The sequence below is a fragment of the Rhodococcoides kyotonense genome, from assembly GCF_001645385.1.
Lineage (GTDB): Bacteria > Actinomycetota > Actinomycetes > Mycobacteriales > Mycobacteriaceae > Rhodococcoides > Rhodococcoides kyotonensis_B.
This window is the reverse complement of record NZ_LVHI01000005.1, coordinates 81,755-102,522: the sequence shown is the minus strand read 5'-3', so window position 1 is coordinate 102,522 and position 20,768 is coordinate 81,755. Positions and strand designations below refer to the sequence as shown.

The window sequence follows — 20,768 nt, the reverse complement described above, 5'->3', positions numbered from 1 at the left end:
CGATGAACCGTGCAGTAGTCGACACGCCGACAGCGCCGCCCACCCTCTCGGCACTGCTGAGCTGGGATATCCCGCCTCTTCCTGTTCTGCCGATCACCGGCATCGTCATGGCAGCGTTGTACTGCTGGGGACTGCACCGAGTCCGGAAGAAGAGCATCTACTGGTCACCGTGGCGCAGTGCCAGCTTCCTTCTCGGTTGCCTGTTTCTCGTACTGGTCACCGGACTACAGGTCGAGCGCTACGGCTACAGCATGTTCAGCGTCTTCATGTTCCAGCACCTGACATTGTCGATGACGATCCCACCGCTACTGGTCCTGGGCTCACCTGGGCGGATGCTGTTGCGCGCCACATCGCATCACGGGTGTGGACGCTGGATCCTGGTCGCAGCGCTGACCGGTTTGCGCAGTCGAGCCGGCAGGATCGCACTGCACCCAGGGGTGACGATCCCGCTGTTTCTGTTCAGCTACTACGGGCTGTATCTGTCCTCGATCTTCGACGGTCTGGCTGTGACCGTGATCGGTCACGTGTCGATGGAGGTCTTCTTCTTCGCCAGCGGGCTGCTGTTCATCATTCCGATCCTCGCAGTAGGACCCCTGCCGGTCCGCCAGACGAACCTGGGCCGCATGTTCGACCTCTTCGTCGAAATGCCGCTGCACGTCTTCTTCGGAGTCATATTGATGATGACCAGTACACCGATGTTGTCGACGTTCGCCTCCCCGCCGCCGGAATGGGGCGTGGACCCGGTCGACGATCAAAAACTCGCCGGAGCTCTCGCCTGGTCGTACGGAGAGCCGGTCGCACTGCTGGTCGTTCTAATCTTTTGCATCCGGTGGAATCGCGACGAGAAAGATCAGTCGGCTCTCGCGGATCGTCAGGCGGAAGAGGACGGCTACAGCGAACTCAATGCCTACAACGAGTTCTTGAAGACCATCGGCACCGATACCCGCCGGCACCGGTAACCACTATCGGCTGCCAGTGCCAGTGCTTCACCAAAGTACCCGCCACCCGCGCACTCATTGCGCGAGCCGACCAGCGCCGATCTGGGCGCCCCGGTCCCGGAGCCACGACTCCGGGTCGACCTTCTGCCCGCCGGGCGAGGTCGACTCGAAATGCAGGTGCGGTCCGGTCGAATTGCCTCGGTTGCCCACCTGCGCGATCTGCTGGCCCTTAACCACTCGCTGACCGACGGTCACCGAGTTGCCGTCGTTGTGCCCATACGTGGTGATCGACCCGTCGTCGTGTCGAATCCGAACCCACAGCCCGAATCCCTGCGCCGGACCGGCGCTGATCACCGTGCCGTCGGCCGCAGCGACGATAGGGGCGCCCAGGGAGTCGGCGATGTCGACACCGCCGTGCTGTGCGCCGGCACGCGTCCCGAAACTCGAAGTAACGATACCGCTGCTGGGCGCGGCGGCTGTCGCTGATCGCGTTGGTCCAGGTATGGGGGTTGCTTCGATGTCCGGGCGCGGGGCCGGTGCGTCGATCTCGGGCGGGGGCTGCGTAAGACGGGAATCGAGCGAATCCGGTTCGCCGGCAGCTGAATCGGATGTCGATGTCTCATCGGGGCCTTGCTCCGGCGCATGCGGCAGGGCGGGGTCCAGGAGGTCGACCTGTAGCGAGGACAGGACACGTAGCCCCAGCAATGGATCCATCCTGGTCAACGGAGTCAGACATGAGACTGTCTGCGCCGAACCGCCCGCTGCTCCCGTGGCAAGCACGTCGACGACACAACGTAACGTCTCCGCCAAAGGGTCTGAGGCGTCGTCGATGACTCCGCTGCTGCGGGCCGCTTCCACACTCGCCCACGCGAAGTTCGTCAACTCGGACAATGCGATCGGATCGGTGCCCACTTGGGCCGCGCGGTCGGCAAGGCGTATCAATCTTCCGACAGAATCGACAGCCGGTTGGTCCACCGTCGCCGCGTCGACGTTCGATGGTGTGGCGATGGCCGTCGGTGCGAGCGTGAACGCCGCCGCGACCACCATGGCGGCGATCGAGCTCGATCGCGTTCTGCGGGAGCATTTTCCGGCTACGGGCGTCGATGGCGATTCGGAGGGGGTCATGTCTGACCTTTCATGGCGGGAATGTGTATGTAGCACTGCGGTACTGCCTGCCTGTTTCTGAGTACCGGTTGACGCGGCCGGGCTTAGTTTTCTGAGAGCGGCGCGACCCTGTGCGAAGCCATCAGGGTGTCGATCTGATCGATCTCGGCAGTTTGCGTAGAGGCGATCGTCTGCGCGAAGGCAGCAACGACGGGTACCGACGCATTGTCGGCACCGAACCTCGCCATCGGGATCCCGCCCTGATGGTGGCGGCGCAGCAATTGGAGGTACGTTCCGTCGAATTCTTCTCCGTTCATACCCCCCAATGCCTGCAGCTCCGACGAGCTCGCCATTCCCGGCATCGACATCGACGCCCGCCCGTCCATCCCCATGGACATATCGTGGCCGGTCATCGACTCGTCCTCGGCCATCCACATCATCGGCGGAGCAGTCGGCACCGCCGATTTACCCCACATCGCCAACCAGCCCTGCATCGTGCCGACTTGGCTCTGCTGTGATGTCAGTACGTCGTACGCGAGGGTCCGCACAACCGGATCGGAGGAACGATCCAACGCCATAGCGGAGATTTCGATCGCCTGATTGTGATGCACCGACATGTCCTGCGCGAAGCCGACTTCGAGAGATTCTGGCGCAGGAGACTCGACGCCTGTGCCCGACGGAGACACCAGAACGCCGATCAGCACCCCCGCCAGCACTAGCGCGATGCCAACCAGAGCAACGAGAACCTGACGCCGCCCGGGTGCACGGGCCGTTTGCCGTGCAGAATCCGTATCGCCGGTGCTCATCGGCCACTTCCGTCCATCGCTGGCGTCTCATAAGAGACGGGATCGTCGAGCGGAACCGCATCGGGGCCGGGTGTGGTCGAGTCGAACTGCGGCGGATTCTCGGGATCGAACGCACCGGAGATGGTCGAGCAGCTCGCGCCGTTCTCCGGATGGGTCGATGGGTTCTGTCGCAGCGCCGCAATGAACTGAGTGATGCGCGGGTCGGACACGGAGTCGAGTTCGAGTGTGTGCCCCCGTGATTGAAGCGTGATCGGTGCCCGTAGGTCGGGGTAAGGAGACATGAACATGTACGGCTCACCCTCCACACGTGCGGTGAGTGCATCGATGTCGTCTGCCGATACACGGTTGGGGTCGTAGGTCACCCATACCGCGCCGTGTTCGAGTGCATGAACTGCGTTCTCGTTGCGTAGAGCTACCGGGTAGACGACGCCCGTACATGTCGCCCACGTCGAATCATGGGGGCCACCGAAGGGTGGACTTTGGTCGTAGGCGACGCGTTGGTTAGCCGCGACATGCCGCGCTGCTGCGTACTCGATCTCGACTACCCCTTCGATCCCCTGCGCAGGATCTGGATCCTCGGCGGTCGGCGCGAACCGCTGCGCCTGGTTGCGGTCGATGATGCGTGGGGTCAGATTGAATCCGATCAAGCCTATGAGCAGCACTATCACGAAAGTGGCGCCTACGATCGACCACGGCACTCGGCTACCTCCAGGAACCCCGCGGTGCGGCGCCCTAGCACCAGTACGGCCCCGGGTCGGCCTCGACTTACGCATCCACTCCTCCTTGTAAATACTATGAAGCATAGTATTTGCATTCGACAGTAGCTCATCCCCACGAGAGGTCGCCCCGAACCGATGCCGTTGTTCCGCAAACCCGCCACCGTCAAAGGGCTGTTGGTATTCCACGTCTTGGCCTACAACGGCGCTCGACTGCTGTTGGTGTGCGCCACCGCAGGCATCGTCCTGGCTATCAGGGCCGCAGCGGATCTGGCGATCCCCTTGCCCGCGGTGCTGTTCATCGCGCTCGCAGCCAGCCTTCCGTTCTCGGCGTTCGCGTTCAGAAAGCTCCGCCGTACCATCAACGCGGACATCGACGCCGTCGACCGCATGCGTGCAGAAGCACTGAAGAGTCCGGCCTCACGCCCGTCAGCGCGGTGCTCCTCCCGTCGAGGTAATCAATCGCACGTGAAGTGAAAGCGGGTGGGCCTGCCTTTTCTCCAACGATCTTGGTGGGGGTAGTTACCAAATGGTCGAGATGCGATGAAGACAAGCCCCGCCGATAAGTTGGTTATATGTCAGGGGCGGCTCGTCAGGACTTCCCGACGAACAGACTGCAAGCCACGTCAGAGTTCGGTGTCGTCGCCGAGCAGATCGAGGGTGCGCTGCAGGAGCGCTTCGATGCGGTCTTCGACGTCGTCGACGAGTTCGGGCACATCGGCCAGAGCGGCGTGCGCGCGGCGGCGGGCGTCGACGCCGGCTTTGTAGTATTCCGCGCCCAACGGTGCCGAGACCGCTTCCGGCGCAGTCGCACTCGGGACACTGTCGTCGTACTCGCGCGGCCTTGAGAGGCGACGCGGAGGGACATGCTGCGGCGGAATCCCGGTGCGGTGAGCATCGAGCACCGCCCCGATCGCGGCCGCAGTCATCGCTGTCGCAGGAAACGGCAGGTGGCCCCACCGGTCGATCGGCAGAGCGATCGGACCAGGCCGATCATGCAAGTCGCTCAAGTCGGGAAAAGTGTTGGCCTGCAGATGATCTACGAGCAAGGCCGTCGAGGGGTACCGATCCGAGAACTGCAGGACGATGCGCCAGCGTTCCCATATCTCAGACGGTGTACTCCCCGACGCTTCGTCGGCGTCGATACGGATCTGGTGGCTACCGCCGATCCACAAACCGTCGTCGTCGGCGCTGATATCGAACCGGTCGAGGTCCGCAATCGCTTTGTGCGAGAGTCCGACTCCGGACAGCATGAGCAGAACCGCATCTCGGCGCCCGAACAATGCTGCCGCCGACCCCTCTGTGGCGAGCGCGGTCGCCAAGGTCATGTAATGGCGGGCTCGGTGACGCGTCCTCTCGGCTCGTGCGGAGTCCAGAGCCAGGCGAAAAGAGGTGGTCCGCCCCGGCGGTGGATGACCGGTATCGAGGTGGCCTCGGTTGATCGCAGAGACACGTCAGATCTGCACCGAATCACTCGCCGGATTGTCGCCGAGAAACTCCGCAAGGGTCAAAGGCGATGCAGGCAACGCTGCAACCTCGGCGGCGACGCACCAGTCGGCGAACAGCAACCACTCGTACCGATATCGACTCGTCGACGTCGCAGTTGATCTCGGCTGCACGACTGCGACGCTACCGCCGCCCACCGACGTCAACCGTCACGCTCGTCGTCGGTACCGAACTTTCCCATCGCGACAGCCCAGTTCAACTCCGCCGCAGCCTGGACGATCGCCGCCGCTTCCAACGGGCTGCAGGTGCCGTCCTCGACCACCGCGACCACATCTTCCAGGCGCCGACACAGCGCCGCGATGTCCGCACCAGGGGAAGGCTTTGGCATCGGGTCGACAGATCGCAGCAAGGGCCCGGGTGTTGCGGAAGGTGATTCGATGACATCGACTGGCTCTGCGTCGTCGACCTGCTCTACCTCAGCGCTGTCCATCACTGTCGGGTCGCGGTAACCGATCTGGCGTTCGGCCACTTCGTCCTCGGTCTCGGGGCGGTAGTTGCGGGCATTGCCGCCCACGACTGTGCGTTGCCCTTTGCTCAATGCCACGAAGGTGGCGCGGCCGGCGTCTGGATCACCGCTGACACGAAACACCGCCGACGGCATCGACAGCTTGCGGACGATCATGCCGTCTTCGAGCCCGTTCGGGTTGCGGCGAGTCCATGCCACCTCGTCCCTCCGTTTCTCCGGTCGCTCGAGTCCAGAATCGCACACGAGGTGACACCGGAGTCGCATGAAATTGTCGACGTTGAGCCGCGACAGGCATCGTTCCCACGAATGAACACAGTGACCGCGTAAGCGACAGTCCACTTCGCAACGCGTTCGTTCACCTGCAACACAATATGCACCGTTGTTGTTGCCAAGCCTGCGAGCCGCGAACCGGATCCGACTACACCTCGGATGGTCGGCGCTACTGCGCGCCCAAAGCGCAGTTTCCGCACCGTCAACGAGTCCTTGACGAAAGTGTCCAGATTCGGTGAGTCCGCCGCAACTATCGGACTGCTTCCACCCAGGTGCACCGATTGTCGATCGAATAAGTCGGCGGCCCACATGGTTTGGTCGCAAACCCTGTCAGCTCCGAGTGATGTTCGTGTGGTGGTCGGCGGTGATCGCCCAGAGTTCGTGGTCGGTTCTGCGTCCCCCGGCGTTCATGTAGTTTTTCATCGTTCCTTCGTGTTGTAAACCGATCTTGGCAACCAGTCGCTTGGCGGGAGTGTTGGTGATACCGATGGGAGCGGAAACTCGTTGCAGGTGAAGGTCGGTGAAGCACACGTCGAGCATCAGTTCGGCTGCTGTGCTGCCGATTCCTGCGCGTCCGTGCGCGGAGTCGACCCAGATTCCGACTTCGGCGGTGCCGTTCCAGGTGTCGATCCATTCGAGGTTGCATTGCCCGGCGAAGTGACCGTCGACGTCGATCACCCTGGGCAGTGCTCGTCCGGCTGCGGTGTCCGCTCGACCTCGTAGGCACTCGTGGATCCACATGGCATCGGTGTGTCGTTCGTTCCATTCGGCATCGGTTGTGGCCCAATAGGGTTCGATCAAGGATCGATCTCGTAGGCGTATCTGCCGCCATGCCGCGGCGTCCGAGAAGCGAGCCGTTCTCAGCGTCACGAGGTGCCCGCCGGGGCTGGTAGCGGTCACTGTGCGGACTTGTTGTCTGTTGTGGCGCATCTTCAGTCGGTCGCGGATGCGTCCGACATAGAACCTGGCGACGGTTTCTGTAGTAGTTCTGTTCCGCATTGCGGAGACCTCCGGGGTCGGGTGATCGGCCCTCGTGACGGCGAACGCGGACGAGGGCGAGCGGGATCGAATCAAGGTCGTCACCGGCCGCGACACCGCGGTCCGCCCATGAGATGCACTCATCGCGACCTGCAATTGTCGGCTACCTCGGCCTGGCTGCACCGGCCCGGATCATGGCTGACCGGTGGGTCCACACGGTGCGGCAGAGAATGGAAACCTGGCGACTAGGAAACGTCCGCCGAGATGCAGGCGGAGGATTCCTGTCAGACTCGCAATATCGACAGTTGCTCCACTGTCAGCGTCGCCCAGGGCGGCGTATGCCCCGTTCGCCGACTCGATCGCGTCCGAACCGGATTGCGCCACAGGGCTGTCGCAGTGCCGGCGAAAACAACGCGTACTCCCGCCAGCGCCATTGCGACGGTCAGAACTGCGAGGAACGCATGCGTTCCGACGTGGTCGTGACAATCGCTAGCGCAATCAGCTTCAGGAGTGGCGGGGTGTTCTGCTGCCGAATTGTGCGAATGAGCGCCCGCCGCAGAATGCGCAGTGTTCGGTGGATGGCCGTGTGCGGAGTGCTCGAGGGGAACCGAACCCATGAGGAGGACGCCGAAGATCGCCGCGACGGCAACCACCCCTGAGATGCAGCGCGTCAACGCTCCCACCAGCGCACTCACCCCGACGACGATACCTGGCATCGCGAGTGGAATCTCCCGAGATCACCAGCACGCACCCGAGAGGCAGGTGTCACGAGTGTGCGGGTTCTCCGGTGACACTGTGGTCTGCGTAGTTGAGTCCTTCACGCACGAGGCGTGCGAGGTGGCCGTCGGCCAGGCTGTAGACGACGTTGCGGCCGTTCTTTCGCGTCTCCACCATGCCGATGAATCTCAGTTTCGCGAGATGTTGACTGACCGCGGTCCGGGAGGCGGCGGTCTTGGTGGTAAGTCGGTGACATCCGCAGATCCGTGGCTCAGGATCCACCGCAGATGCAGCCTGGTGGGATCGGACAGCATCCGGAAGGTCTCGCCCGCGGCGTCGAGCCGAGCACGGTCCGGCTGCTCGGGGTGATTGAAGCTCGCGGGCGTCGAGCCGGGGACTGCTGTCATCGTCGTCGATTCTGCTATGCCGTGCGCGGTGTCGCAGCGGAGGTGGAGATCTCCTCGTCGACGCGCGGCCATCCCGTAACTTGACGAGGCGAAATAGCGGAGACTAGTGTCGATGTCAGTGATTTGGCTTCGCGTTCTCCGAGGAACTTATGCAACGGCTCGAAGTACTGGTCGAGGATGTCTCGGCGCGCTTGCCAGCTTCCGTACGCGCCGTTGCGATTCCAGTACTTACGGAAGGTGTTGAAGTCTCGAAACGGTAGCTCGAGCGGTGCTGCCACGAGTTGTTTGAGCACCGATTGAAGGGTGCGAAGAACTTCGATCGATTCATCCTGAGCGATTTCCGCGCCGCTGGTTCCGTACCCCTCGAACTCGTCATGCGCGAACTGTGCCAACGCAACTGCAACTTCAATGTCGGGTCGTCCTGGCAGCGGTCCGCGAGTGATTGCTTCGAGGAGTGCAGTGTCTAGGACTTGCTGGGTGCTCTCGACATCGCCCCAAAGATCACTACCCGCAATCGTGCGTTCCGTCCAGAAGTCCCAGGATTTCGTGACCCACGATCCTATCTGCGGATTTGCTCTACAAACCAATCTGATTGACGGCGTTGCCGACGAGTGGGGCGTGTTCGCGTCGGTACACCTCGACGGAGTCGAGGCGGGTGTGGCCGGTCTGGCGGGCGATTGCGGTGCTGTCTGCGCCGTTGCGGGTGCCTTGGGTGACGAAGCCGGCGCGGAGCGAGTGTCCGCCGAGCTTGGTGAGCGCGGTGGGGTCGTAGCCGGCGTGTTCGGCGCGGCGCCGGATGGTCTTGTGGATCGCGGCCCCGGACAATGCAGTTGTGCCGAGGTTGCCGTTCTGGGCGATGGCCCGGAGCAGTGGTGCTCGGGCGGCGGTGCGGGGTACTCCCCCGCGGCAGACGTGTCCGGTGAACGGCTCTCGCTTCCGGAGTAACCGGATCACCGACGGCCGGCCACCGACACCGAACGCAGCGACGACCTGCACCCACCGCACGTACGCGCACGGTGGGCAGGTCTCGTGGGAGTCGGTGCACGGCAGAGCTTTCACCGCTCCCCTGCCCTCCTGGTCGGTCTTCGACTTCCGCAGTCGGACGTGGACGCCGTCGAGGCGATGAAGCGTGACGTCGCCACAGACGAGGTCGGAGAGTTCGCTGCGGCGGAAGGCACCGGCGAAGCCGAGCAGCAGGATCGCCGAGTCCCGGCGTTCGAGGACCTCGTCGGCCCAGCCGCGGCAGCGGTCTCGGGCCGTTGTGACAAGGATTTTGATGTCGTCGACTAGCAACGGATTCCGCGGGGTGCGGGGCCGGTCGCCGGCGGTGGCGTACTCACGGCGGATCCCCGACAACGTTGCGGTCACGAGTTCGTGCGCGGACGGAGACAAGTGCCCAGTGGTGCGGTGCTGGTGGTTGATCGCGGCGATCCAGGTGCCGAAGGTCGCGGCGGCGTGGGCCCGCTCCCCTGTCTCGGTGCGGGTGTCGGCGGCATCGACGAGATACGCCGCGACCGTGACCGGGTGTGCCGGCAACGAGGTATGTTCCTTCCTACTGCACCAGCCGGCGAAGCGTCGCCACCCGGCCGCATAGGTGCGGCGCGTTCCCTCCGACCGGGACGAGTCGACTGCTTTCGCAATCCGCGCGGCCACGGCCGGCGGGATTTCTGGTTCCACCGCCGTCGACACGGCCGCAGAAGTGCTCTCCGCAGGCATTCGGCCTGGTGGGAAGTCCATGCGGGCAGCCTAGCGTAGGTCTCCGACAGTTCTATGGAGCGAAAACTGTGCTGAACTGGCGTTTCGACGCAGCTGGTGCGGAAAATGCAATTTACGTCGTGTGCTTCCCCGAATTGGCGAAACTAAGATGGCTGAAACATAATGCAGCATCCTGGGTCAGGGTGCTGGATGTTGTAGTGAATTGGGCCACGGTGTGGTTGGCTAAACAGACTGTGACACAACGTGTTATGCCAGGGCTGGTGTTCCAGGGCCTCGTCGTCGGGTCTGCTGCCTAGGCTGCGACATCGCTCCCGGAAGCGGTGGGGGTTCTGCTTTCCCGGCGGGTTGACCCGTACTGACACGTCCTAATTTCGACATTGGCACTACGTGTGGCTGCAATCCGCATGGTGGCGTGCTGCCACTTCGCGATCTGACGGCTTATGGTGGACGGTGACACCCCGCGCATCTCTGCGATCGTTGCGTAGTTCCTTTCCTCGTTCGGATCCAGAAAAAGCTCAACGGACTTCCACACCTCAGGACTCAAGTTGCCACCCTCAAGATCGTCGTCGATCTTGGTAAGCGGGTCGGCAGGGGTGACATCGCCTTCGTCCGGTGTATCTTCAGTCGCGCCCGCCTCGATGTCGCTTTTGGTCAGGGGTGCGAGCTTGATCGGTCGACGTCTCGGTGCGCGAAGAATTATGGAGACGACTTCACTCATGACGATTACCATCAGCGGAGCTAGAGCAGCTATTCCGGCGGCGACCGCCGCGTGAAGCATGCCTGATCCAAGAAGGATTGTGTGATAGGCATTTCCAGCCATACTAGCCATGCCCGTAAGGATCAATACAGCTACAACGAAGCGTCGGCCGCGGACTGTCCGTGAATCCTGATGCTGGGACATCGCTACGCGGATTACCCCCGCCGCCAGGATTGGGCCGTCGAGCACAATCGGCGTCACCCAAGGATCCGCAATATGCTCACCCAGGAGTGCAAGATCATGCAATGTTGAGAAGGATTGTTTGAACGACAGGGCTCCGACCAGTGCGGCTATCGCAAGACCAAGAAACGTTGCACCTTCTACGACCCACGGATGGATCTCGAGCGGGCTCTCCTCGTCGGTGGTGTCAGCATTGGGCATAGGTTGTCAGATCCTTTCTGTCATCGTGCGATCTGTAGGTCTGAAGGGCGACCTAAAGCGCTTGTGTGGCCACTAGCTTGGGGAGCATCTGTTACTTCGTGAGTCGTGCAATTGCACTGCGTGAGAAGCGCGTTGATTTGGGCGGAGCTAGCGACAGCATCCAACTGCGGGGCCGTCGTTGCCAAGGTCAAATCGTACCTGAAAATGTCTGCCTACCTTGGTATTTAGAGTGTCTGCCACGAATTCCGATGCATGCGAGCCGCTTTCGGTGATGTGTTGCAGCATCGCGAAGTGTCGTCCTGTTCTGCGGTTCAAATCTCCCGCTGCGTCTGCGGCTTTGGAGCTCTGCTGTCCTTGGGAGATTCTGTTGGGCGCAAATAGGCAGGCCTGGGAGTGGCTCGGTGGGCAGAGTTTCGCGAAGCTGACATGCTCAACGATCTTTACCGCGGTAAAGACACGGGGCACCTTCCGGTGCCTCTCCCCCACTGCCGCCATGAAGTCGGCGCAACGCTGGGTTTTACCTATCATGCGCGCTTGCGGCCGCTGGTCGACCGGATTCGTCAAGGACCAACGAGGAGCCCGTTTGCGAGGTGGCAAGACCCACGATCTCCTTTCGTCACGGTGACGTATCTCGCGCAGCCCTATATTTGGCGCAGGGCAACTGATGAATTGCTCAAACCAGCACAAAACTGCACTCACTTCGGCGATGCGCCATGCTTCTATTTAACTGATTCCGATTTAGGCGGCTTCACTGCATTTGGAGCAGGCGCACCCTACGGCGATGTGACCAATCCAGATCGGAGTCGGGCGCTTAACATCAATCCCCCACCGGCGGCCCCTCGTACGTGTTTGAGAACGCGGTCTTTACCGCGGTAAAGACCGCGGAAACTAAGGCGGCGTAGATCGCGGTTTCAGTTCTTTGCGCGCGTGAGTGTGCTGCTATCCGGAGACATCCACTAAGAGGAACTTTGAGCCATACGTGCGCCACTCCTAGTTCGCGCATGATGGTCGATGCGATCGTCGGCCCACGCCAATGGTGAACGCGAAACTGTGGACCATAGGATGTGCTCTCGCGCTCTGGGACAGAGGTGATCCAATAGGTTGGCAACGCCGATGCTGGGCGTGACACTTCGGGCCCCACTGTATTCAAACGGGAAAGGCTGCCGCGCCCCCCTGGATTCGGTTTCTTTGGAATCGTAATGACCCAGGGTGGTGCCGTCGACCGCGTGGTGCTTACCCGCCTACACGACAGGCAAAGTCCTAGCTCTGGTCTTGGGTCGACCGTCTTGAGTTCGCTTTAAAGCGATGCGCGTTCTTCATCGTCGCCGAACTCCAGCCGGCCTGAGTGTGACGGCACATGGACTTGGGGTTCGCGTGTGGGTGCTGCGGCCGCGCCGTAGCAAAGTCTTTACCGCGGTAAAGACTTCGACCTCGGGGTTAGCGTCGGTACGCGGCGATGGCGAATAGCCGAATTGTGGACCCGAGATTCGGTACGAGCAGTGGCTTGGTCGGTCCTTGGCAGGCTTGCGGTTAGGCGGATCGAAGCTCCTCAACGCACGTCAATCCTGCCGCCTCCATGTACGGCTCGAATGTTTCACATTGCTTATTGGGCGACGTCGACGCGGCCGAGCTTGGTTCGCTCCGTCAGCTAGTTGCATCCTGGTAGACATCTTTACCGCGGTAAAGATTGGGCCGGTACTGGCGATGCTGAGTACAACATATACGTGCGCTCGAGTAACGGATCTTTACCGCGGTAAAGATTCGTGCCATTCTGGCGCCTTGAGAAGCACTGCGTATTCGCTCACGGAGCGACGTCATTCAGATGGCGCCCGGAGCTGGCCCGATTTGTACGCGTCGCAGTGCTGGACGAACAGCCGGTCTGTGGTGCGAGACCGGAGCGCTGCAATGCATATGCACGCTACCGCGTCGAGCCACCTGCTTGCCCGCAAGAGTATGGGGGGAGTGATCGCGGGGCCTCGGGCGCTCAATAGGTGTTGCAGGGCGGGGGAATGGTCAGGTTGGCCATCTTAAATGCCGTAACCGGCGAGAAGGCCAGGCTTCCCGTCTACGATTGGCGTGGCGCGTTCTTTACCGCGGTAAAGCAGGCCCGCAACGCGCTCCCGATGCCTGCGTACGACCTGGCAAGCTCTATGTGTTCCACACGCGGCGCGTCGTGCCTGAGATCCCAGACTTGTTCGCGATGTCGGGTATGTTTTTGAGTGCGCCTAGCAAGCTAGCTGCTTAGACGCACCTCGAACAATCTTTACCGCGGTAAAGATTTCGCCAGCATGACAACCACACCGAAGTAGCCGCGTACGCGGTGAAGTAAACGGAAGGTGGGCTCAATGCCCGTACATGTAGTACTCAGCCAGAAGGGTGGGGTGGGGAAGAGCACCCTCACCATGAACCTTGCAGCAGTCAAGAATGATGTGCTGACAAAAGCAAGAGCGAAGCAAATCGAGTCGCCTGTTCTCGCGGCATCCATCGATCCTCAGGGGTCCGCAGTTTGGTGGGCGGAGCGCGTCGAGGAACTTCCTTTTCGGGTTACTCAGATCGACGACCCGGACCATCTACGCCATTTGCCTCACCTAGATGGGATCAAGCATGTTTACGTCGACACGCCTGGATGGATCGGCGATCGCCCAGGCTCGGTTGACAACGGCGCTTCAGGGCAGGCGTTGGATGCGGTCTTGTCTGTGACTGATCTGGCTATCGTTCCAATAGTCCCTGAACCCTTAAGTTTCGATCCAACCGCGCGCACAATCTCGAAAGTTCTTGAGCCACGGGGGATTCCATTCAAAGTGGTTATCAACAATTGGGACCCGCGCGATGGCCGAGTAGACCTCGAACAGACTGAGGCGTTCGTCGAGGCGCAGGGTTGGCCGCTTGCCAACACTGTGGTGCGGCACTACAAAGTTCACAGCCGCGCTGCCGCGCAGGGCCAGGTCGTGACCGAGTATCCACCCAACCGTGCGTCTCTGCAGGCACGCGAAGACTTCCAGCGACTCTGCCTCGAACTGGAGGTGAGCAAGTAGTGGGTACTGCTCAGAAGTCGCGCGGCGGCCGCGTCGACTTTTCTACCTTGATCAACTCGGTAGGGGACCGGTCAACTGTTGATGCCTCGACACCGATTGACGGTCAGTTCCGAGAAAATGTTCCGCTTGCGGACCTAGCGCCGAACCCCCGGAATCCGAGATCGACCGTGGGGGATCTGTCTGATCTACGAACCATCGGTGACCGTCAGCTGCAACCCGGAACTGTCGTTACACGGGCCCGGTGGTTGGGTCTTTGGCCTGAAGACTCCGAAGCCATCGGAGACGCGAAATGGATTGTCGTCAACGGATGTCGACGTCTTGCGGCCAGCCGAGAATACGGCCGTAAAGGGATGGACGTTGTCGTCCGCGATGGTCTTGCAGCAAGCCGCGAATCCGTTCTGTGGGCGTCGATCGTCGAGAACATCGACAGGCGTGACTTCGACGTAGTCGAAGAAGCAGAGGCGGTCGAACTCTTAGTGACGGAACTTGGGAGCGCTACGCGGGCCGCCGAGAAACTCGGACGCTCTGAAGGATGGATTTCCCAGCGGCGGGCGCTTCTCAAGCTCACACCAGAGTTGAGGGAGAAGCTCCGCACTGGTGAACTTGCTGTACGGGATGCGCGACGGTTGGCGCAGATCCCAACCGCAGAACAAGTGGCGGCTTGGTCCGCCTTGCAAGACGATCCCGTAAGTGAGGGTCCGGAGGTGCGAAGGCCACGTCCTCCTGGCAAGAGGGATCGAGATGATTCCAAGTCCGCGGTCCGCGCGATCCACAAGATGAGGAGCGATCCCACCGCGATCGCTGCCGTGCTCAAGGAAGCGCTTGACGACGGACAGATTGAAAAGCTCCTCAAAGAGCTTCAAGGCCGCTAAGGCCGACCGAGCCATGCTTCGGAGGGCAGCCCGCTCCGTGGGCGCCCCTCCGAAGCATGGCAATCTCCGGCTGCAAACCGCGGCCCTCCTGCTGGCATGCGGGCCGGAACCCGTCCCATCGCATAGAGCGTCGCGTTTCGCACCCGGTGCGCTACCGGGGTGCCGGACATCGCTGATCTCCTGTTCGCCGACGCGATCGACAGCAGCGGCAGACCGCACCTGCTCGCCCGGCGGTGCGATGTGAGGATCCCAGCACTGCATCCATGGCGCGGTACCGGGCTTCGCAGCACTGTCGGACTGAACCCGACCTGGATGTACCCCGGACCCAACGCAAGTGGAGCGGCACTTCGACGGGGGACCTGGGGGAGAGGTTCCACATACATCCCGCCGCGAACACCTGCGAGAACTGCCTAGCACGCCTAAAACCCCAGCTCAGGCGTCACGAAACAGGGCCGCGCTACTGACACCGACTGGCGAACCTACTGACACTGTTCGGGAAAACACCAGTTCAGAGCCCTCACATTGTGGTGGAAACTTTCAGCGAATTGGAAACGTCGCGTTTCTTACCCTCTGTTGCCATCTGATCCAGTCACTTCCTATTTTGTGGATGTCGACTACGTAAATTGCATTTTCCGCAGCATCTGCGCCGAAACCCCAGTTCAGCACAGTTTTTGCTCTGCAGAGATGTCGGAGACTTGCGTTAAGGTGCCGATATGGACTTCCCACCAGCCCGCATGCCTGTGTCAGGCACTCCAGCGCCGGTAGCGACGGCGGTGGAGCCCGACATACCGCCGTCGGTGGCCGCGCGGATCGCTGGCGCCGTGGAGTCCTCGCGGTCGGAGGGCACCCGGCGCACCTACACGACGGCGTGGCGCCGTTTCGCCGGCTGGTGCGAACGCGACGGCCATGTCGCGTTGCCGGCGCATCCGGTCACCGTCGCCGCCTATCTCGTCGATGCCGCCGACAGTCGCACCGAGACAGGGGAGCGGGCCTACGCCGTCGCGACGTTCGGCACCTGGATCGCGGCGATCAACCACCAACATCGCACCACCGGACACCTGTCTCCGACGACGCACGAACTCGTGACCGCGACGCTGTCTGGAATCCGCCGCGAATACGCCACCGCGGGCGACCGACCCTCGAACCGCCGGGCACCGCTACTCGTCGACGACATCAAGATCCTCGTGCAGACGGCGCGAGACCGCTGCCGCGGCTGGGCCGACGATGTCCTCGAACGCCGCGACTCGGCGATCCTGTTACTTGGGTTCGCCGGCGCCTACCGACGCAGCGAACTCGCCGACCTGCAGTGTAGTGATGTCACGCTGCATCGCCTCGATGGCCTGCATATCCGGCAACGGAAGTCCAAGACCGATCAAGAGGGCAGGGGAGCGGTGAAAGCCCTGCCGTACACCGACTCGCACGAAACCTGCCCACCCTGCGCCTACGTCCGCTGGGTGCAGGTAGTCGCCGCCTACGACACCGGCGGGCGACCCTCCGTGATTCGGCTGCTCCGCACCCGCGAACCGTTCACCGGGCACGTCTGCCGCGGGGGAGTACCCCGCACCGCAGCCCGCTCACCGCTGCTGCGGGCCGTGGCAAAGAACGGCAACCTCGGCGCGACGCCACTCTCGGGGGCGTCGATTCACATGACGATCCGGCGTCGCGCCGAACACGCCGGCTACGACCCCACCATCATCGCCAAGCTCGGTGGACACTCGCTCCGCGCCGGGTTTGTCACCCAAGGAACCCGCAACGGCGCTGACGGATCAGCCATCGCGCGTCAGACTGGTCACGCCAGCTTGAACTCGGTGGAGGTTTACCGACGCGAGCATGCGCCGCTCACGGGGAACGCGGTCACCGATATAGGGCTGTAGCCAGTCAAGTGAGGACGGTTATGTCCGGTGCAACTTTCGACAGCGTGTGCACGACAAGGTCGATCCAGGCCCTCGACAGTGCAGTATCCGGTCTGTGGCGTCGGCTGAAGTGTTCGCCGAATGCGTCGGTCCAAACGCAAATGCCCGATTTACTTGTGGGCTATCGTCCCTCGCCTCCAGCAGGCGAGGGACGATGAGGAGCCTTGCCATATGCTGCGCAGCGCGTAAACCCTGCCGTTGCGGCAGGTACTGATGACAGACGTCGCCGAAGCATGCTTGACCGCAAGGCCGTCGACAACCCGTAGTGGCTGTCGGACGACCAGATCTCGATGTCAGCCAAGATCGCAGACTCCTGCATCCTCGGAAACGCCGACTTCCGGTGGTGGTGACGGTCGTCGACCCGTCTTAGACAGAAACCACGCGGCTGCGACGCTGTGAGACCGGTCGGGTCGCCGTGCATCTTGCCCGGCAGGACGTCCACCCCCACCGCCGCCGCACTTCGATTCGACCGATTGACACCCGACACAGTGCACCACGTGGCTTCACTACAGTTTCGGACGGCGTTTCCTCACGACAACGGGCCTAACCCGCATCTTTGATACACCCTTCGCATATGCTCCATTCATGGCGGAACAGAGTGCAGTAATAACGACACAGCGCACCCACCACGCGCAACAAATCGACTTAGAACCGACACGTCGACCCGTACAAACGGCACACGCTCCGTCGACCGACGCGCTCGAGACGACGGGCGTGTAGATGGAGCACCTGTCGGAAGTGGTAAAAATTCTCGACGCTGCTCTCATGCACAACACCGAGAAGGCGGCATCGTACGCCAACCTACTGGCCTCCAAACTGGACGAAGATCGTCAGCCAAGACAAGCGCGTGCAATTCGGTCAGTGCTTGCGAAGCTTCCCTCACCGGTGGTCGGAACATCCCAATACCGTCCTCGGCCGCCACAAGATTCTGAGAACGCGTTCTCAACCGTCGACTACACGCCGGTAGAGGAGCTCGATCAGACGCAGTTGGTCTTGCACCGGTACGTCGAGGACCGTCTCCTTGATTTTCTTGAGTCCGTCCGTCTTCATGACGATCTCCGGGCGCAGGGAGTCTCCACCTCTAACCGATTGTTGCTATACGGTCCGCCCGGAACGGGTAAAACCAGCTTGGCTAACCATATCGCTCATACATTAAAATTGCCGCTAGTAGTTAGTCGCAGCGATTCGCTGGTGTCGTCGCTCCTCGGCCAAACTAGCCGTAACATAAGAAACATATTTGAGTATGCCAGCGGGATGCCTTGCGTACTTTTTCTAGATGAGTTCGACGCCCTTGCAAAGGACAGAAAAGACTCGCGCGAGATAGGCGAGCTTCAAAGAGTTGTTATTGCGCTGCTTCAGAATATTGATTCACTTTCGCCGTCCACTGTCTTGATAGGGGCAACTAATCATCCCCAATTGCTAGATCCCGCTGTATGGCGACGGTTTGACCACACCCTCAAACTTGCCCTTCCCGGAGAGAGTGAACGCGTTCAAATATGGGGTAGCAACTTACAGCATCTCAATGTCCCCGATGCGTCACTGGAAGCGCTCGCAGAACTGTCAGAAGGTATGTCCGGTGCTGCTATCAAGACAAGCGCGAACGACATCAGACGTCTGGCGTTGCGAGATCCCCATATCGCCAACTCTTTGCCCAGAATGCTGCAGCGTGTTGCCAGGATTTTGTGGTTTGACACGTACGAGCGGTTCGACAGTCAGGCAGCCGAGATATCGGCGCTTCGTACTTGGGCGCCCAAGATTTTCACCGTACGCGCACTTCAAGATCTATTCGGGGTAAGCTCGCGCCAAGTTACTAAAGCGATTAAGGACTGACGCATGCCGGACTACCAGCCAGCTATCGTGCTGCCACCGCAACCTGGTGATTTCAAACCCAAACCCGGTGGCGGCAGCGTTGGCTCACCCCTAGTCAATGTCGACACCGATTTCCGAACCGGACTTGTAACGCAGCTGTCCTCCGTCAGCGCAATCATTCAATCGAATGAAACATCGTTGATGCAAGGTGCTCCACTAGCAATCCGACTGCGTGAACAAGCCTTGTCGAAATCAAATCGTCCGTACGCCCTACTTGAGCAGGCGAACCTGACGCCGGTAGCGGGTCAACAGCAAGGGGAAATGATCAGCCGAGCAACCCCCGAAAATACGCGTTTGTTATCGCAATTAATTTCTACCCGAACGTCGAAACGTGATACTTTCGCGATTTCAACGTTCGAAACATTTCGCGTTTGGGATACGCTTGCTGACGCGCTACCCGCGGAGTATCGAGAAGCACCCGAGCATTTATTGCAGGATGCGCGGGAGTCTAGACTGCCGCTGCGAATAGAACTCTACCCATGGCTTTCACCGCAGAGCCGTTGGGGCGGTCCAAGATCGCAGCAAACCCTCAGCGACTATCTTGAGTCGATCGGGCTTCCGATCATGGCACAGGCCGGATCGGCAAACCGTCGCAGCCTTTACTTGAGGGTCACTGATGACGCAACGACCGAAACGTTAGCCCGAATTCAGGGAATTCGTAGTGCCTCTTTGACACCTACGTACTCTGCAACTATTCCTATCGTGCAGCAGTCGTTTCGCCAAGTGTCTCGTTCGGTCGACGTGCGATTGCCAACACCTCAACAGTCTGGTCCGTTAGTAGGCGTTCTGGACAGTGGTGTCGCGCCGGGCATGCTAGATCCTTGGGTCCAGAGACGCTTCTCATACGACGTTGGACCCGATCTTAATACAACTCACGGTACTTTCGTCGCCGGGCTCGTGGTTGCGAGTCGCGCCCTCAATTCCAACTCGGTGCAGTTTCCCTCCGATCCGGCGCACGTATACGACGGTCAAGTGCTCTCACAGAACGGAAATAGTGAAGACGTCTTAATCGAACGAATAACCGAGGTGCTCGCTCAATCCGGACCTCAAGGTCCGCGTGTATGGAACTGTTCTTTCAATAGCTCGTCTCATATGGATCCCGTGCATTATGGCACTCTAAGCCAGGAGCTTGACCTGCTGTCGGCGAAGCATGGTGTGCTGTTCGTTCAGTCTGCAGGAAACTATGAAGCATTGAGGACTGTCTGGCCTCCGGATGGTTCTGCCGGGCCTGACGATGGTATTGCGAATCCCGGCGAAAGTGTTAATGGCCTCACAGTTGGCTCGCTATCTCATCTCGGTGGAGTGACTCCGGTTGGAGCGGTCGCATCGTATAGCCGACGCGGACCCGGCTTTGGCGGGCAGCAGAAGCCGGAGGTCGGGTTCTGGTCGGGCGACGTCGACGAAAGACTGGGCCTCAGCGGATACGGCATTCAGTCTATTGGTCCTGGCGACGTCGGATTGGAGTCGGTTGGAACTAGCTTCGCAACGCCTGTAGTCAGCGCGATCGCCGCAAACGTATGGGCCGACCTTGTCGACGGCGGAGCGGTCACAAACGTTACGCCAGAATTGGTAAAAGGACTTATTGTTCACAATGCTACTGTTCAGAACATGGAGATCGAAGACGATCATCGTGCCTATTATGGTGCAGGTGTACCTCACGGAGAAGCAGTATCCCTGTTTGATGATTCACACACTTTTACGACAATTCATGAAGTTGAACTTCGAACAGGCGTCAATTGGTTTAAACGTCCGTTTCCGATGCCCGAGTGTTTGTTCGATTCCAATCGTAAGCTTCGAGGCGCAGTTTCTCTCACCCTTGCGTATGCACCTGTGATTGATCCTGCATTCGGCGACGAGAGCGTTCGCACGTGTGTCGAGCCGTCGTTTGGTTTCTATGCTTTGAAGAACGGCGAGGAAAAATTCTTCGGGAAAATGGGCGGAAGCCACGATTGGGAACGTAATCTGGTCGAACGCGGGAAGTGGGCGCCCGTTAAGTCTTATAGAAAGGTTTGGCGCAACGGTATTGACGGGAAAGGGGAGTGGTCTCTAAAATTAGTGCTGACTGCCCGCGACAAGGCGATCGAACCGGTCACCCAGCGTGCATACGTTATTCTGACTGTAGAAGGTCTGGACCGGTCACAGCCTGTCTATCTAGATGGGCTTGAAGCGATCAACAACCTCCGTTATCCGAGTTCGCTTGCTGTCAATGCGTCGCAGTTGCGGGTGTCGACCTGACCTGCAGACCAGGTCCGCGCGCGGACGTGTTCTCAGAAGGGCGTCTGACCGTGTGTACCGCACCGTCAGGATTTCCTGACGG

17 protein-coding genes and 1 pseudogene are annotated in these 20,768 nt (G+C 60.7%); 7 read left to right on the top strand and 11 right to left on the bottom strand.

What is annotated here, in order from left to right; genetic code table 11:
• Positions 1-2: 2 nt before the first annotated feature.
• Positions 3-959, top strand: a complete 957-nt coding sequence (locus A3K89_RS04680) for a cytochrome c oxidase assembly protein (protein ID WP_068422537.1) — start codon at positions 3-5, stop codon at positions 957-959.
• Positions 960-1,013: 54 nt separating this feature from the next.
• Here A3K89_RS04680 and A3K89_RS26240 read toward each other — a convergent pair whose 3' ends face one another.
• From A3K89_RS26240 to A3K89_RS04665, 3 genes are all read right to left on the bottom strand, one after another.
• On the bottom strand, positions 1,014-2,063 hold the full coding sequence (locus A3K89_RS26240; protein WP_068422534.1) for a M23 family metallopeptidase: 1,050 nt from the start codon (positions 2,061-2,063) through the stop codon (positions 1,014-1,016).
• An 83-nt stretch (positions 2,064-2,146) separates the two neighbouring features.
• Positions 2,147-2,848 carry a DUF305 domain-containing protein gene (locus tag A3K89_RS04670; protein ID WP_068422531.1) on the bottom strand — a complete coding sequence of 234 codons (702 nt, stop codon included), beginning with the start codon at positions 2,846-2,848 and terminating at the stop codon, positions 2,147-2,149.
• The gene (locus A3K89_RS04665) at positions 2,845-3,621 is read right to left on the bottom strand and encodes a DUF3105 domain-containing protein (RefSeq protein ID WP_068422657.1); all 777 of its coding nucleotides are present in this window, start codon (positions 3,619-3,621) and stop codon (positions 2,845-2,847) included. The genes A3K89_RS04670 and A3K89_RS04665 overlap by 4 nt, the downstream gene beginning before the upstream one ends.
• An 81-nt stretch (positions 3,622-3,702) precedes the next feature.
• Between A3K89_RS04665 and A3K89_RS04660 the strand changes: the two genes are divergently transcribed.
• Positions 3,703-4,041, top strand: coding sequence for a DUF4229 domain-containing protein (locus A3K89_RS04660; protein ID WP_068422528.1), 339 nt, complete (start codon positions 3,703-3,705; stop codon positions 4,039-4,041).
• Positions 4,042-4,190: 149 nt separating this feature from the next.
• Here the strand turns inward: A3K89_RS04660 and A3K89_RS04655 are convergent, their stop codons facing one another.
• From A3K89_RS04655 to A3K89_RS04625, 8 genes and pseudogenes are all read right to left on the bottom strand, one after another.
• On the bottom strand, positions 4,191-4,892 hold the full coding sequence (locus A3K89_RS04655) for a hypothetical protein (RefSeq protein ID WP_254303419.1): 702 nt from the start codon (positions 4,890-4,892) through the stop codon (positions 4,191-4,193).
• Positions 4,893-5,018: 126 nt separating this feature from the next.
• Positions 5,019-5,183, bottom strand: a complete 165-nt coding sequence (locus tag A3K89_RS26235; RefSeq protein ID WP_254303418.1) for a hypothetical protein — start codon at positions 5,181-5,183, stop codon at positions 5,019-5,021.
• Between the two features lie 29 nt (positions 5,184-5,212).
• Complete coding sequence (locus A3K89_RS04650) at positions 5,213-5,692, bottom strand: hypothetical protein (RefSeq protein ID WP_157105232.1); 480 nt, start codon at positions 5,690-5,692, stop codon at positions 5,213-5,215.
• Positions 5,693-6,136: 444 nt separating this feature from the next.
• Positions 6,137-6,706, bottom strand: coding sequence for a GNAT family N-acetyltransferase (locus tag A3K89_RS04645; protein ID WP_254303417.1), 570 nt, complete (start codon positions 6,704-6,706; stop codon positions 6,137-6,139).
• Between the two features lie 843 nt (positions 6,707-7,549).
• A pseudogene (locus tag A3K89_RS04640) lies at positions 7,550-7,908 on the bottom strand (ArsR/SmtB family transcription factor).
• A gap of 14 nt (positions 7,909-7,922) precedes the next feature.
• Complete coding sequence (locus A3K89_RS04635; RefSeq protein WP_157105231.1) at positions 7,923-8,201, bottom strand: hypothetical protein; 279 nt, start codon at positions 8,199-8,201, stop codon at positions 7,923-7,925.
• 283 nt (positions 8,202-8,484) lie between these two features.
• Entirely contained in the window at positions 8,485-9,645 is a 1,161-nt protein-coding gene (locus tag A3K89_RS04630) for a tyrosine-type recombinase/integrase (protein WP_068422510.1), read from the bottom strand.
• A 271-nt stretch (positions 9,646-9,916) separates the two neighbouring features.
• Positions 9,917-10,762, bottom strand: coding sequence for a DUF2637 domain-containing protein (locus A3K89_RS04625; RefSeq protein ID WP_068422507.1), 846 nt, complete (start codon positions 10,760-10,762; stop codon positions 9,917-9,919).
• 2,345 nt (positions 10,763-13,107) lie between these two features.
• Between A3K89_RS04625 and A3K89_RS04620 the strand changes: the two genes are divergently transcribed.
• The 5 genes from A3K89_RS04620 to A3K89_RS25275 all read left to right on the top strand — a co-directional run bounded on the left by A3K89_RS04620 (position 13,108) and on the right by A3K89_RS25275 (position 20,686).
• Positions 13,108-13,797 (top strand): ParA family protein, encoded by a 690-nt coding sequence (locus A3K89_RS04620; RefSeq protein ID WP_068422653.1) that lies wholly within the window; start codon positions 13,108-13,110, stop codon positions 13,795-13,797.
• A gap of 350 nt (positions 13,798-14,147) precedes the next feature.
• The gene (locus A3K89_RS26655) at positions 14,148-14,669 is read left to right on the top strand and encodes a ParB/RepB/Spo0J family partition protein (protein WP_367946695.1); all 522 of its coding nucleotides are present in this window, start codon (positions 14,148-14,150) and stop codon (positions 14,667-14,669) included.
• A 713-nt stretch (positions 14,670-15,382) separates the two neighbouring features.
• The gene (locus A3K89_RS04610) at positions 15,383-16,543 is read left to right on the top strand and encodes a tyrosine-type recombinase/integrase (RefSeq protein ID WP_068422501.1); all 1,161 of its coding nucleotides are present in this window, start codon (positions 15,383-15,385) and stop codon (positions 16,541-16,543) included.
• A 759-nt stretch (positions 16,544-17,302) separates the two neighbouring features.
• A complete protein-coding gene (locus A3K89_RS25280) occupies positions 17,303-18,412 on the top strand; it encodes an AAA family ATPase (RefSeq protein WP_084423577.1) in 1,110 nt (369 codons plus the stop codon).
• Positions 18,413-18,415: 3 nt separating this feature from the next.
• Positions 18,416-20,686, top strand: coding sequence for a S8 family peptidase (locus A3K89_RS25275; protein ID WP_084423576.1), 2,271 nt, complete (start codon positions 18,416-18,418; stop codon positions 20,684-20,686).
• Positions 20,687-20,768: the final 82 nt, after the last annotated feature.

What these genes read in the sequence shown, in the direction of transcription:
- A3K89_RS04650 (WP_157105232.1), bottom strand. Translation starts at nt 5,692, where the DNA reads ATGATCGTCCGCAAGCTGTCGATGCCGTCGGCGGTGTTTCGTGTCAGC.
- A3K89_RS26655 (WP_367946695.1), top strand. Translation starts at nt 14,148, where the DNA reads ATGGACGTTGTCGTCCGCGATGGTCTTGCAGCAAGCCGCGAATCCGTT.
- A3K89_RS25280 (WP_084423577.1), top strand. Translation starts at nt 17,303, where the DNA reads ATGGAGCACCTGTCGGAAGTGGTAAAAATTCTCGACGCTGCTCTCATG.
- A3K89_RS26240 (WP_068422534.1), bottom strand. Translation starts at nt 2,063, where the DNA reads ATGACCCCCTCCGAATCGCCATCGACGCCCGTAGCCGGAAAATGCTCC.
- A3K89_RS04625 (WP_068422507.1), bottom strand. Translation starts at nt 10,762, where the DNA reads ATGCCCAATGCTGACACCACCGACGAGGAGAGCCCGCTCGAGATCCAT.
- A3K89_RS25275 (WP_084423576.1), top strand. Translation starts at nt 18,416, where the DNA reads ATGCCGGACTACCAGCCAGCTATCGTGCTGCCACCGCAACCTGGTGAT.
- A3K89_RS04660 (WP_068422528.1), top strand. Translation starts at nt 3,703, where the DNA reads ATGCCGTTGTTCCGCAAACCCGCCACCGTCAAAGGGCTGTTGGTATTC.
- A3K89_RS04610 (WP_068422501.1), top strand. Translation starts at nt 15,383, where the DNA reads ATGGACTTCCCACCAGCCCGCATGCCTGTGTCAGGCACTCCAGCGCCG.
- A3K89_RS04665 (WP_068422657.1), bottom strand. Translation starts at nt 3,621, where the DNA reads ATGCGTAAGTCGAGGCCGACCCGGGGCCGTACTGGTGCTAGGGCGCCG.
- A3K89_RS04630 (WP_068422510.1), bottom strand. Translation starts at nt 9,645, where the DNA reads ATGGACTTCCCACCAGGCCGAATGCCTGCGGAGAGCACTTCTGCGGCC.
- A3K89_RS04655 (WP_254303419.1), bottom strand. Translation starts at nt 4,892, where the DNA reads ATGACCTTGGCGACCGCGCTCGCCACAGAGGGGTCGGCGGCAGCATTG.
- A3K89_RS04670 (WP_068422531.1), bottom strand. Translation starts at nt 2,848, where the DNA reads ATGAGCACCGGCGATACGGATTCTGCACGGCAAACGGCCCGTGCACCC.
- A3K89_RS04680 (WP_068422537.1), top strand. Translation starts at nt 3, where the DNA reads ATGAACCGTGCAGTAGTCGACACGCCGACAGCGCCGCCCACCCTCTCG.
- A3K89_RS04620 (WP_068422653.1), top strand. Translation starts at nt 13,108, where the DNA reads ATGCCCGTACATGTAGTACTCAGCCAGAAGGGTGGGGTGGGGAAGAGC.